The following is a 12852-nucleotide window of genomic DNA, read 5'->3' on the forward strand; positions in this document are numbered from 1 at the left end:
AATCGCCCGACCCGCTACGCGATCTGACAGCTCCGCGCGACGGGCGATTGCTCTACCTGCGTCGAATGGCGTAAGCACCAATCGGGCTCAAGTCGCAGCTGGATGAAAGTTCAGTGGCAGGTCACGGCGAGTTGCATTCGCTCCAGAGCCGCGCCCTAAGTTCTGACTTGCTAAACCCTTCAACATTAAACCGTTCTGAAATTTGAATTGGGACGCCTTCCTCGTCAAGTTCCTTTAGAATTTCGGGTCGAAACCAACTGGCGACACTTCCAAGGAAGAGGCTATAATCAGCGCTAGGCTCAATTTGACGAACGAACAGCTCTACAAGAGCAAAGTTCTGTGGCAATCCATACTCGCAGGCCCTTAAGAACTTGAAGATATTGTCTTGCTCTTCCGGCCTGCCGGGATAGCTTGCATCTTGGTCAAGCAAAAATCGTTTAAGCGACGTCGCATGCCTAAGTTTGTTGATTAGTGTTGCGAGTTGCCTTGTGTTGAATGCCCCGAATGAACCCACTTTCTGTGGCTCACAAAAAACCTCGCATACTTCATGTATCTCTGGCCATCGTGGCCAGTTGCTCCAAATCAGTAAGTCCTCTTGGCTCAGTGATCTGTGCACTGCTTCTTTGATCTGAATAGCTGTTTCGAGGCCGATCGAAGATGCAAGTTTCAGGTCATCTCCATCAAGCTCAAGACGGTCCCTATAGTGGCGGAAACGGTCGTCAGAACGACTTGACCTGTCTGGCTTATCAATGTGGATGATGTACTCATCAGGCAAGTCATCATCGTCAGCGAACATGGTAGGACTAACTTCCAGCTCGGTTTGTTCTGGCACATCATTGAACACCATCACCTGTCCCACATGATGTTCTCCCAGCCTGCCCGCACGTCCCCGTATGTTCGAGAATGTGAAAAAATCATAACTGTCGCGGTTAATGGTTTTATCAAAAATCATCACGGTTTTTGCGGCTGTGTTCACACCCTCAATAAGGGTTGACGTGCACAAGAGAACTGGAAGTTTCCGCTGGTTGAATAGTCGAACCATATGCGCTGCAATTGCGCGTGGGATACGGCCATGGTGAACTCCAAAACCATAGTCAACGGCCTCAGATAGGAAATTCTTGGGGCCGATGTTTTCCTTCAACCATTTCGAAAACTCGCTGCTAAATTCAGAAACTGCCATTTGCTCTGAAAGCTCGATGGCCAGTTTATTTGCTTTCCCCGGCGATGAAATGAAAACGAGTGCCGGCCAATTTCGATCTTCGCCAATCTCCTCAATCAGTCTTTCACGTTTGTTTTTGACCTTTTGGAGATCAAGCGTGTCTACTGCAACGGTCGAAAACCGCGTCCTGAGAAACTCGAAGTTCCATCTTGCATCAGGTGCGACGGAAACCTTATCGATGTTGGGGCCGAGGAAAAAGAACTGTTTCGAGCGTTTTAGCAAGCGATACACTGCCGCATTCAGGGTCACGCTGCGATCATCACGTCGGGCCGGATCAAGTTTATAAAACTCATCGACAACAGTTAGGTCCAATTGGCCAAAGTCTTCGCGGTAAATCAATCGCTCCTGCGTACCTAGGAATATCGTTGGACCATCTGTTGACGTCTCGCTTTGATGCATCACCACATTAAACTTGTCAGCAAAACGATCCCTGAAACGCCGCCGAAACTCATCGAGAAGTGCGATTGTAGGTAACACTACGGCAATACGGTTATATTTGTCTGTCGCAAGCAGAGCATCGACGAGCAGGCTTTTGCCAAAACTGGTCGGCGCACTCAGCACAAGATTTCGTCCCGCAAGTAGCGCGTCCAGTGCATTTATCTGCTCGCGATGAAAAGTGACGTCCCCAAGCTCATGTGCGGTTGCAGCCTCAGCTACGAAAGCGTCGCTTGCGTCGGCGCTTTCTATATCAATGTAATTCCACAAGCCAGTTGACCTTGCGAGTGAACTAACCAGCTGTTTGTACGCACCAAGTTCGTGTTGATGGAGGCTAACAAGCTCAGAGAGTCTCGGCACGGCTTCAAGTACAGATGGATCGTCAATGTCCGTGCTTTGAATGCAAAAAGCCGCCTGCTGAATAGCCTTGAAGGTGGCTCGCTTTAACTCCGCTCCTCGCAGTGCGTTTAGCGCACTCCAATCAATATCAAGTGTAGGCATGTTGTTCGCCTTAATTCTGAAGCCCTTTTAGGCGAGTATCGAACGCAGCGTTGAGTTTATCTTTGTCAGCAAGAGGCACATAAATCAGTCTCAGCTTGATCTTCTTAGTAAGCCCTGATGACGCTAGCCGGCCCCAAAGCGCATTCATCTCATCGGTTATGCTTTCCGCATATGCATCGCATGGCCTAGAATTGTTCACGGCTGCATCGCTGTTTGCCGCGATTATTACAGGGAAAACGGCATTTTCGATCAGAGCATCCAACGAGGTCTCTGAAGCGAGTAACGCCTTAATCCTATCGCTGTGTGGGATATCGTCTGAGATTTGCGGTCCAAGCAGCAGCTTCTCGTTTTTGAGAAATCCTGCGTTGACATGGCTTTCAATTGACGCGATGGCATCCTTAACGGCGGCATCACGGGACTTAAAAAACTTGGCCTCACCCAGCCAAAGTTCGAATTTGTCGCCCTCTAGATAGCGAACATGCACCAAGTCGAATGCTTTAACCGGATCGTTTGACGCACTTAGATAGTTGACCCGCGCAGCAACTGGCATCGTATCAAAGAAGGTTCGGCAAATTGCGTGGGCTGCAATCTCACCCACCTCACCGCGCCGTTTATAGTTTTCACTAATGTATACCCTTGAGGCGGCTTGCTGTAAGCGAACATAGATGTTTGCGTGGTTGGTGTTGCGCAACTCATCTGATTTAAGTGCGTAGTCAGTAATCCATTCCATGAGATTATCTGCGAGCCCATCACACCGCCATTCACTCAATTCAAAGCCAGCGCAGTAGCTTTCCGCGCTCTCATCTTTGTCTGTCACAAGAGATAAAATGCAGGCTGGCTTAGTCAGATAGGGGTGCATGCTGCTCTGTGTAGCTCATTCGAATTGCCCTTCAACTTAAGGCAAGCTCAATACAACCTAAATCATAATCACAAGTTTAATACAACTAAACCAGATCCCACTGATCGATAGTTGCCCTTGTCGTCATCGTTTTGTGGCAGATTGCCACGTTGCTGAAAAACGGAACGAGCTGTCGCTTACTCCCCCATTCCTCTACACCCCATCTTGAAGTTCCGCGCCGCTTGGGGCACCCTTGGCTCACCTTAACGTAAAAGGAAGAGGGTGGGCCTTTGCGCGTTCAGACTATGCCGGAGAAGATTGCCGACGGGACCATTCATGTGATCGGGATCTGTCTGGGGATTGCGGCCCTAATCACCCTTGTGGCCGTCTTGTGGAACACAGCCGATCTGGGCCGGCAGGTGTCGGTCTTCATCTATGCCGGCTGCCTGCTGGCCATGCTGATCTGCTCGGCGCTCTACAACATGCTGGCCAAGGACAACAAGACCGGCATCCTGCGCAAGCTGGACCATGCGGCGATCTTTCTCCTGATCGCCGGCACCTATACGCCGCTGGCCTCCATGATCATCGGCGGCTGGACCGGCGGCATCCTTCTGGCGGTGATCTGGACCGGCGCCCTGACCGGGGCGATCCTGAAGCTGACCCCGCTTCAGGGCATCGACAAGATCACCGTGCCGCTGTGTCTCGCGCTCGGCTGGGTGGTGGTCTTCGCCTTCAAGCCGCTGATGGACAATGCGTCGAATTTCGGCTTCTGGATGATCATCGCCGGCGGCCTGCTCTATACGGTCGGCACGGCGTTTTACGCCTGGAAGCGGCTGCCGTTCCAGAACGCCATCTGGCACGCCTTCGTTCTGGCCGCTGCCGTCTGCCACTTCTCGGCAGTGCTGAACGACGTGGCGCTGGGGCCGGTTTCAGGCAGCTGATTTTCAAAAGAAACGGGCGCCGCCCGGGCCCCTCGGTTCCTTGAGGGTCCAGGCAGCGCCCGCCGTGTTCGGTCTCTAAAACGGGCCTTCTCAGGCCTCGCTGTCTTCCTCGTCCTTCTGCAGCACGATGACCTTGGTTCTGAGCGGCACCCGCTCGAACAGGTCGATCACGTCCTGCTGCCACATGCGGATGCAGCCGGAGGAAACGCTCTTGCCGATGCTGCTGGGCTGGTTGGTGCCGTGGATGCGGTAGAGCGTGTCCACCGATCCCTGCCACAGGTCCATCGCCCGGGCACCGAGCGGGTTCTTCAGGCCCGCGGGATAGCCGTCTTTCCAGTAGCGTTCCAGGGACGGCTTGCGGGCGATCATTTCCCGTGGAGGGCGCCAGATGGGATGTTCGCGCTTGACCCGGATCAGCGCCTCTCCCGACCAGGCAAAGCCGGCCCGGCCGACGCCAATGCCATAGCGCAGGGCCTTTTTCGGGCTCAAGGTCCAGTAGAGAAAGTTGTTGTAGGGATCGACGATGATCGTGCCCGGCTTTTCGCGGGACTTGAAGTCGACCACCTGGCGCAGGAACTTGCGGTCGAAGGCCTTGTAGTTGATGGCCGGCCAGGTGAATTCGCCGTCGGGAAGTTCCGCATAGGCGGCGTCATAGTCGAAGGTTTCGTCCGGCAGGGGCGGCTGGCCCGGAAGGCCGACGGTGTAGCAGCCGGCCAGCGGCAGGGCGAGGCCCGCCAGACCGCCCAGCGTGAACAGGCGGCGCGACACATGAGACCCATCGCCTGACTGGGCGCCCAATGGGGACGGGTCGTTCAACTTCCTCGGCATGAAAACTCCGATGATTTTATAAAAAGATGCAGCAATGCCCCTGTCATGGGCCAGAAGGGCGCGTCTTGGCAAGGTGCTTTGTGCGGCAAGGCCCTGCCATACGGTCACATTTTCGATAACCAGGTCTTTCCAGCGCGCTCAAAAAGGGCCACCTTTAGGGTCCTTCCTGTTTTTGCCCGCCTCATTTTCCGGGCCTCCTCTTTTGCCGGATATCTCATGACTGCCACCTCCCCGTCTGCCTCAGCCCCCATTCCCGTTTTCGACGGCCACAATGACACGCTCCTGAAACGGGTGGTTGCCCGGGGCACGGACCGGGCGACCGATTTCTTTCAGCGCGCGGAGACCGGTCATCTGGATCTGCCAAGGGCCCGCGAAGGCGGTTTTGCCGGCGGGCTGTTTGCCATGTTCGTGCCCTCCAACATCCACCAGGATTTCTCCAAGCCCTACAATCCGAACGATCCGCAGAACTATGTCGAGATCGGTCAGGCCGAGGCGCTCGGCTTCACGATGAAGATGGCTGCGGAGGCTTACCGGCTCGAGCGCCAGTCCAACTGCCAGATCCGCGTCTGCCGGACCGTGCGCGAGATCCGGGACTGTATCGAGCGCGGCATTCTGGCGATTTCCCTTCACATCGAAGGCGCTGAGGCGATCGATACCGATTTCGACGCGCTGGAGGTTCTCCATGGGGTGGGCCTGCGCTCACTCGGGCCGGTCTGGAGCCGGAACAACGTGTTTGCCCATGGTGTGCCGATGCAGTTCCCCGCCTCCCCCGACATTGGCCCGGGCCTGACCGATGCGGGCAAGGCGCTGGTTGCCGCCTGCAATGACCTGCGCATCCTGATCGACCTGTCCCACCTCAACGAGAAGGGCTTTTGGGACGTGGCCGGTCTCAGCGACGCGCCGCTGGTCGCCAGTCACTCCAATGTCCATGCTCTGTGCCAGAATGCGCGCAACCTCACGGACAAGCAGCTGGATGCGATCGCCGAGAGCAAGGGATTGGTCGGGCTGAATTTCCACGTCGCCTTTCTGCGCGAGGACGGCGCCTACAAGCGCGATACGCCCGTGGAGGTCATGGTTCGCCATGTGGCCTATCTGGTGGAGAGGCTGGGTGAGGACGGCGTCGCGCTCGGCTCGGACTTCGACGGCTGCATGACACCCAGCGCGGTTTCCGACTCGGCCAAATTGCCGGCTCTGATCGAAGCGTTTCGCGCGGCCGGGTTCGGAGACGCACTTATTGTAAAAATTGCGTATAAAAATTGGCTCTCCGTGCTTGAGCGCACACAGAATTGATCGAAAACGCCTCTGCTCGCGCATTTGTGATCTTATACATTGTCAGTTTCGGAAAGTTTCGGAGGATTTTGGAACCACCTTTGTTACACTTTTGCGACAAACGCTAATCGGTGTGGTTGCATTTCAGTAGGTGAGAGCAGCCTGATCTCCGGGTCAAAACCGATTTTGGCGACCATAACGAAACACAACCTGCAGCAACGCCGGATGAAGATGTCGCACCTGAAAGGCCGAAACAGGCCGCTGCCGGGCACCAGCTGAAAAGCAACTTGCCCGTTTCAAGGATAAGACACGCAACCGGACGCGCGGCGGGCAGGAAAAAGGGACACGCACGACCCCATCGATAGCGCTGTTCCCATGGGGTGAGTCATTGGCTCAAACCATGGATAGAACGTTTGGGCACCTGCCTTTTGGGTAGGACGCTGGTGCCTGACATGCAAAGAGATGTGTCGTGCCGTTGCTGGGGGGGACAGCAGGCATATGACATTTACCGAGGTCGGGGCAGCCGAGGTTGGGACAAACCCGTTTTCAGGGCCGAAAGGCGCGCGAAAATCAAGCGTGGTCTACAGATCACTCAAACGGCAGATCCTGCTGGGCATTTTGACGCCTGACAGTCCGATTACCGAACAATCCCTTGCCGCCGAATTCGACTGTTCCCAGGGAACGGTCCGTGAGGCCCTGCTTTCGCTGCAGGAAAACGGCCTCGTCGACCGCCGCGGCTATCAAGGGACCTATGTGACCCGGACCACCGACGAGGAAGCCGCCGTTCTGGTCCGGATCCGCTTCAATCTGGAATGTGCCGGCATGGAAAGGGCCGTCGCCCGCTCCACCAACTGCGATTGCGAGCGGTTGCGCGAGCTGGCGACGCTCTATCTGACATGCCGGGCAGAGCGCGATGTCTTTGCCTGCACGGAGGTCGACCGGGCCTTTCACATGAGCATCTTCCAGATTGCCGATATGCCGATGCTTGAACCGATCCTGCAGCGCACGCTGATCCAGCTGCACCGCTTTGTGGTCTCCAGGCACCAGGGCGACATTCTCTGGGAAGAACTTCAGTCAGACCCTCACGGCGAGATTGTCGATGCGATGGCGCGGCGCGAGGCCGATTGCGCCCAACGTGTTTTGAGCGATCACATCGGCCTGTCCCTGGAGAAACTGGCGCCGGAAGTCCACAAGACCGTCTTCGCAGACGACGCAATGCCTCATCTGCCCGCCATAAGCGCCTGAAACGGCCTTGACGCTTCGCTCAGAAACGCCGATCGACGCGCGCTACCCCTCGGCCAGATGGCTCTGGGTCAACAGTGCTGCGCCGATCAGTTCCCGGGTGTAGGCGCTTTGCGGTGCCTCGAAGATATCTTCCGTCTGGCCGGCTTCAACCACCTTGCCACGCTGCATGACCATCACCGTGTCGGCAATTGCACGCACCACGGCGAGATCATGACTGATGAAGAGATAGGTCAGGCCATGAGCGGTCTGGAGATCGCGAAGAAGATCGACGATCTGCTTCTGAATGGTCCGGTCGAGGGCCGACGTCGGCTCGTCGAGCACCACAAGGTCGGGCTTCAGAACCATGGTGCGCGCGATGGCGATGCGCTGACGCTGCCCGCCGGAGAACTCATGCGGATAGCGGTTGCGCATGACCGGATCGAGAGCGACCTCTTCCAGCGCCTGACAGGCCCTTTCGTCCCGCTCCCTGGCCGACAGGGACGGCTCGTGCACCAACAGACCCTCAGAGATGATTTGACCGACGGTCAGACGTGGGCTGAGAGAGCCGAAAGGATCCTGGAACACCAGCTGCATGTTCCGGCGCAGGGCGCGCATGGAGGCCCGGTTCTTGCCGGAAATCAGCTCACCGTTGAAAACGACCCGGCCTGACGCCGGCAGCAGATTGAGGACGGCTCGGCCAAGGGTCGACTTGCCCGATCCACTCTCTCCGACGATGCCGAGCGTCTGGCCACGGCGCAGCGAGAAGGACACATCATCCACCGCCTTCAACACATGCGAAGGCGTCAGAAACCCGGCATCAAGGGCGAAGGCCACCTGGATCTTCTGCGCCTCCAAAAGGATTGGCGCTTTGGGGTCCACAACCGCCTTGGATCCGGTTGGTTCGGCGTCCAGCAGCATGCGGGTGTAAGGGTGGGCCGGCGTCTCGAAAATCGGCCTGGTCTCACCTGTCTCCACAACTTCACCGTCCTTCATTACATAGACACGGTCGGCGATCTTGCGGACGATACCGAGGTCGTGGGTGATGAAAATAACCGCCATGCCGAGGCGTTTTTGCAGATCCGCCAGCAGCTCCAGGATCTGGGCCTGCGTGGTGACATCAAGCGCGGTCGTTGGCTCGTCGGCAATCAGCACATCCGGGTCATTGGCCAACGCCATGGCAATCATCACACGCTGGCGTTGACCGCCCGACAGCTCGTAAGGATAGGCCTTTATCTTGCGCTCGGGCTCGGGAATGTTGACGAGCGCCAGCAGCTCGAGCGCTTTCGCCTGTGCCGCTTTCCAGGACAGTCCGCCGTGAACCACCATGGGCTCTGCCAGCTGGCGACCGATCGTGTAAAGCGGGTCCAGCGAGGTCATCGGCTCCTGAAAGATCATGGTGATCTTCTTGCCGCGCACCTGATTGAGTTCACGGACCGACATCCCGAGGATGTTCCGGTCCTGATAGGTCACTTCGCCCGACGTCCGGCCATTTGAGGCCAGCAGTCCCATTGCGGCCATCATGGTCTGGCTCTTGCCCGAACCACTCTCACCGACGATGGCAACGGTCTCACCGGCCCTGACGTTGATGTCTACACCACGCACAGCGTGAACGGGGCCCGTTGGGGTGTCGAAGTCCACGGTCAAACCGCTGATCGTGAGAACCGGATTGGTGTCTGTTTCGGTCATTATCTTCGCCTCACCTGTCCTTGGGATCCAGCGCATCGCGCAGACCATCACCGATGAAATTCAATGCAAACAGCGTTGAGGTCAGGAAGATCGATGGGAAGATCAACATCCAGGGCGCACCCTGAAGGTTCCGCGCGCCCTCGGAAATCAGAACACCCCAGCTGGTCATCGGTTCTTGGACACCAAGGCCGAGGAAGGACAGGAAACTCTCCAGGAGAATGACCTTTGGCACCAGCAGCGTCATGTACACAACGACCGGTCCGAGCGTGTTGGGAATGATATGCCGTTTCAGGATGCCGCCATCGCTGACGCCCATGGCTTCCGCCGCCTGAACATACTCCTGACGCTTGATGGTCAGCGTCTGGCCACGCACGATGCGGGCCATATCCAGCCATTCCACTGCGCCGACGGCGATGAACATCAGAATGAAATTCCGGCCGAAGAAGACCACCAGCATGATGACGAAGAAGATGAAGGGCAGCGAATAGAGCACATCAACGACCCGCATCATCATCTGGTCGATCCGGCCACCGAGATAGCCGGACGTAGCCCCATAAATGACGCCGATGGTGATCGCCACCACTGTCGCCAGAAGACCGATGGTCAGGGAGACACGCCCGGCAATGAAGGTTCGGGTCATCATGTCCCGGCCGTTTGCATCCGTGCCGAAATAGAAGTGCACGAAGTTGATGTCCGCCCTGAGGACCGCTGATTTCTTGTCCGCCGCAAAGCCTTCGAGCACGGCATTTTCGAACATGTCGCTGCGGTCGACGTAGCGGACAGTTCGCGGATCGATCTCGCGTTTGGAGGTGATGTCCACGACCACCTCATCGCCTTCGCGGGCATAGTCAACGATGGTGACCCGCGCGCGCTTCAGGAGGGTGCGAAACGCCGGCTCGATCTCGTCAGGCTTGGGATAGGCCGACAGGCTGGCCGGCACCTTGACATAGCCGCGATAGACCTTGTCGAAGGAGTGAGGCGACAGCATCGGGCCAAGGATGGAGATCAAGGTGATTGCCGAAAGAACAATCATGCTGGCGACAGCGGCCCGGTTAGCAAGCAGGCGGTCGCGGGCGTCATCCCAAAGTGAGCGTCCCTTGGCCGGGGTCTTGCCGGTCTCTAGTGAAGTTGGGGTCATGCCGGCTCTCCTCAATCGTAGCGCACACGCGGATCGAGCAGCGCATAGAGCAGATCCACGATGAGGTTGAACAGGATGACGAAACAGGCGACGACAACGACAGTCCCCATGACGAGCGTGTAGTCACGGTTGAGCGCGCCCTGAACGAAATAGCGGCCAATGCCGGGGATGCCGAAGATGGTTTCGACCACGACCGAGCCGGTCAGCAGGGCGGCGGCTGCGGGCCCCAGATAAGACACCACGGGCAGGACCGCGCCGCGCAGGGCGTGGACAACGATGACCATGTAGTTGGTCAGGCCATAAGCCCGCGCCGTGCGCACATGATTTGACCTCAAGGCCTCGATCATCGACCCCCGGGTCAGGCGCGCGACCACCGCCACCTGAGGCAGAGCCAATGTGACCACCGGCAGGATCACATTGAGGAATGCCCCGCCGTTCCAGCCGCCGACCGGAAGCCAGCCGAGCCAGACGCCCAGGGTGAGCGTCAAGATCGGGGCAATGACGAAATTGGGAATGGTCACGCCCAAGGTTGCTGCGGTCATGACCGTGTAGTCAGTGGCCTGGTTCTGACGCAGAGCTGCGATGATCCCAAGTACGCCGCCGATAAAAAGAGCGACGCACAGAGCAGTCAGTCCCAGCTGAATTGAGATCGGCAGGCTTTGGGCGAAGAGCTCGTTGATCGTGAAGTCGCGAAAATAAAAACTCGGGCCAAAATCGAGTGCAGCAATGCTCTTCAGATAGAGCAGATACTGGTTCCAGAGCGGCTGATCCAGATGGTAGATCCGATTGAGATTTTCCATCACCTTGGCTTCGAGTGGCCGCTCCAGATCGAAGGGGCCTCCAGGAGCTATGCGGATGAGGAAAAATGAAATCGTGACAATGAGAAAGAGGGTCGGGATCGCCCCCAACAGTCGTCCCAGCACATAGCGGTGCATGACCTGGCCCTTGATACTTTAGGTTCTTGTTGTTTTCGGTGGTCTGACGCCACCTTGCCTCAAAGCAGCCGGCACAAAAGCCGGCGGGATCACCCCACCGGCCTTCTATCATGCCTTACTCGGAAATGCTCATCCAGCGGCTCGGATGGATGTTGAGGAGATTGTCCTCAAAACCGGCGACCTTATCGGAGACCAGGTTCATGGAGCCGTAGTACATCAGCGGGATGAACGGCAGGTCGCGCATGAAGATCGCTTCGGCCTGCTTGAGCATGTCGGCGCGCTTTTCCAGATCAACGGTCGCCGCAGCATCATCCATCAGCTTGTCGTATTCCGGATTGTTGTAGCGGGCGTAGTTGAAGCCGTCGTTGTCGCTTTCGACCATGAACAGGAAGTTCTGCGGATCGGAATAGTCACCGATCCAGCCGGCGCGGGCGACATCAAAGTCTCCCCGGTCGCGAAGCATGGCGTAGTGGGTCTTGGTGTCGGTGTTGATCATCTCGACCTCGACCCCAAGCGGCTTCCACATGTCGGCAATGGCGACAGCCGTGTTCTTGTGGTTTTCGGACGTGTTGTAGTTGATCGTCAGGGTGATCGGATTGTCAGGACCGTAACCGGCCCTGGTCAGCAGCTCGATCGCCTTGTCTTCGCGATCGATGATGGACATGTCCTTGTAGTCGGCGAAAGCCGATTCGCCGTAGTTGCCGATGCCCGGCGGCACAAAGGAATAGCCGGCGACCATGGTGGAACCCCAGATCTCATCGGCCAGGAATTCACGGTCGATCGCCATGGAGAGCGCCTGACGCACATCCGGATTGGACAGCGCCTCATCCTCGTGGTTCAGGGCGTAATAATAGGTTCCCAGATAAGGCGCGACACGGAACTGATCGCCAAGCTCCTTGCGCATGAAGTCGACCTGTTCGGTCGGGGCATCATTGTTGGTGTGAAGCTCGCCGGCCTGGAAGCGGCGCAGAGCCGCGCCACGATCCTCGGTCGGATAGAAATAGACCGTGTCGATGGCCACATCCGCTGCACCGTGGAAGTTCGGATTCTTTTCCGCCTTCACATGGGCGTTGGGGATGAATTCGGTCAGCGTGTAGGCACCGTTGGTGACGATGTTTTCCGGCTTGACGAAATCCGTGCCGAATTTTTCGACAGTGGCCGGGTGCACCGGCAATCCGGTCTGGTGACCCAGAAGGTCGATGAAATAGGGCGTCGCGGAGGCCAGCTTGATCTCCAGCGTCGTGTCGTCGATCGCCTTGACGCCGAGCTCATCAACCGGCTTCTCGCCCTTGTTGATCGCCTCTGCATTGAGGATCGGGTAGAGCACCGTCGCGTATTTCGCGCCGGTTTCAGGCGACATGATCCGCTTCAGGGAATAGACGAAATCACCAGCGACGACCGGGTCGCCATTGGACCATTTGGCATCGTCTCGCAGGGTGAATGTGTAGGTCGTGCCGTCGTCGGAAACCGCCCAATCGGTGGCAACACCTGGAATGACCTTGCCATCGGCGCCATAGGCAACGAGACCCTCGTAGAGATCGCGCAGGATATGCGCCTCATAGACGGTTGAGGTCTTGTGCTGATCAAGTGTTTCCGGGTCCGCGGCGTTGCCGCGGTGATAGACGACTTCCGCCATGGCGGCGACGGATGTGGTGGCCATGAGAACCGCGGCCAATGCGGACATGCGCAAAGATTTCATCATTTCGATCTCCCCTCATTGTTTTGACATCTGAAACGATGGCCGCACGATTCCATGGTCACAGCGCGTAAGCAACCGTTCCGTAAGGAAATCTTCCACAACTTAAGCGTCCACAATGAAAATAATGCACTGCAATATT

At 57.2% G+C, this 12852-nt stretch carries 10 protein-coding genes; 3 read left to right on the forward strand and 7 right to left on the reverse strand.

Annotation, left to right across the window (positions count from 1 at the left end):
- Positions 1-121: 121 nt before the first annotated feature.
- Together IG617_RS21100 and IG617_RS21105 are read right to left on the reverse strand one after the other, a co-directional pair.
- Entirely contained in the window at positions 122-2155 is a 2034-nt protein-coding gene (locus IG617_RS21100) for a DEAD/DEAH box helicase (RefSeq protein ID WP_192111222.1), read from the reverse strand.
- A 10-nt stretch (positions 2156-2165) separates the two neighbouring features.
- Positions 2166-3014, reverse strand: coding sequence for a HamA C-terminal domain-containing protein (locus IG617_RS21105; RefSeq protein ID WP_276529846.1), 849 nt, complete (start codon positions 3012-3014; stop codon positions 2166-2168).
- Positions 3015-3283: 269 nt separating this feature from the next.
- On the opposite strand from IG617_RS21105, the gene trhA reads away from it, so the two are divergent.
- Positions 3284-3934 (forward strand): PAQR family membrane homeostasis protein TrhA, encoded by a 651-nt coding sequence (trhA, locus tag IG617_RS21110; protein ID WP_192111224.1) that lies wholly within the window; start codon positions 3284-3286, stop codon positions 3932-3934.
- A 90-nt stretch (positions 3935-4024) separates the two neighbouring features.
- Here the strand turns inward: trhA and IG617_RS21115 are convergent, their stop codons facing one another.
- Positions 4025-4762: a L,D-transpeptidase gene (locus IG617_RS21115; protein ID WP_192111225.1), complete on the reverse strand. Its 738-nt coding sequence runs from the start codon at positions 4760-4762 to the stop codon at positions 4025-4027.
- Positions 4763-4978: 216 nt separating this feature from the next.
- On the opposite strand from IG617_RS21115, the gene IG617_RS21120 reads away from it, so the two are divergent.
- Both IG617_RS21120 and IG617_RS21125 read left to right on the forward strand, forming a co-directional pair.
- Positions 4979-6052: a dipeptidase gene (locus tag IG617_RS21120; RefSeq protein ID WP_192111226.1), complete on the forward strand. Its 1074-nt coding sequence runs from the start codon at positions 4979-4981 to the stop codon at positions 6050-6052.
- Between the two features lie 477 nt (positions 6053-6529).
- The gene (locus tag IG617_RS21125) at positions 6530-7276 is read left to right on the forward strand and encodes a GntR family transcriptional regulator (RefSeq protein ID WP_192111227.1); all 747 of its coding nucleotides are present in this window, start codon (positions 6530-6532) and stop codon (positions 7274-7276) included.
- Positions 7277-7318: 42 nt separating this feature from the next.
- Here the strand turns inward: IG617_RS21125 and IG617_RS21130 are convergent, their stop codons facing one another.
- The 4 genes from IG617_RS21130 to IG617_RS21145 all read right to left on the reverse strand — a co-directional run bounded on the left by IG617_RS21130 (position 7319) and on the right by IG617_RS21145 (position 12716).
- On the reverse strand, positions 7319-8941 hold the full coding sequence (locus IG617_RS21130; protein WP_254170669.1) for an ABC transporter ATP-binding protein: 1623 nt from the start codon (positions 8939-8941) through the stop codon (positions 7319-7321).
- Positions 8942-8951: 10 nt separating this feature from the next.
- The gene (locus IG617_RS21135; RefSeq protein ID WP_192111229.1) at positions 8952-10079 is read right to left on the reverse strand and encodes an ABC transporter permease subunit; all 1128 of its coding nucleotides are present in this window, start codon (positions 10077-10079) and stop codon (positions 8952-8954) included.
- 11 nt (positions 10080-10090) lie between these two features.
- Entirely contained in the window at positions 10091-11014 is a 924-nt protein-coding gene (gene oppB / locus IG617_RS21140; RefSeq protein WP_192111230.1) for an oligopeptide ABC transporter permease OppB, read from the reverse strand.
- A 115-nt stretch (positions 11015-11129) separates the two neighbouring features.
- On the reverse strand, positions 11130-12716 hold the full coding sequence (locus IG617_RS21145; protein WP_192111231.1) for a peptide ABC transporter substrate-binding protein: 1587 nt from the start codon (positions 12714-12716) through the stop codon (positions 11130-11132).
- Positions 12717-12852: the final 136 nt, after the last annotated feature.

It is taken from the genome of Roseibium polysiphoniae (genome assembly GCF_014842925.1).
GTDB lineage: Bacteria > Pseudomonadota > Alphaproteobacteria > Rhizobiales > Stappiaceae > Roseibium > Roseibium polysiphoniae.

Coding starts and splice junctions, on each gene's coding strand:
- IG617_RS21100 (WP_192111222.1), bottom strand. CDS start 2,155: ATGCCTACACTTGATATTGATTGGAGTGCGCTAAACGCACTGCGAGGA.
- IG617_RS21105 (WP_276529846.1), bottom strand. CDS start 3,014: ATGCACCCCTATCTGACTAAGCCAGCCTGCATTTTATCTCTTGTGACA.
- IG617_RS21115 (WP_192111225.1), bottom strand. CDS start 4,762: ATGCCGAGGAAGTTGAACGACCCGTCCCCATTGGGCGCCCAGTCAGGC.
- IG617_RS21120 (WP_192111226.1), top strand. CDS start 4,979: ATGACTGCCACCTCCCCGTCTGCCTCAGCCCCCATTCCCGTTTTCGAC.
- IG617_RS21125 (WP_192111227.1), top strand. CDS start 6,530: ATGACATTTACCGAGGTCGGGGCAGCCGAGGTTGGGACAAACCCGTTT.
- IG617_RS21130 (WP_254170669.1), bottom strand. CDS start 8,941: ATGACCGAAACAGACACCAATCCGGTTCTCACGATCAGCGGTTTGACC.
- IG617_RS21135 (WP_192111229.1), bottom strand. CDS start 10,079: ATGACCCCAACTTCACTAGAGACCGGCAAGACCCCGGCCAAGGGACGC.
- oppB (WP_192111230.1), bottom strand. CDS start 11,014: ATGCACCGCTATGTGCTGGGACGACTGTTGGGGGCGATCCCGACCCTC.
- IG617_RS21145 (WP_192111231.1), bottom strand. CDS start 12,716: ATGATGAAATCTTTGCGCATGTCCGCATTGGCCGCGGTTCTCATGGCC.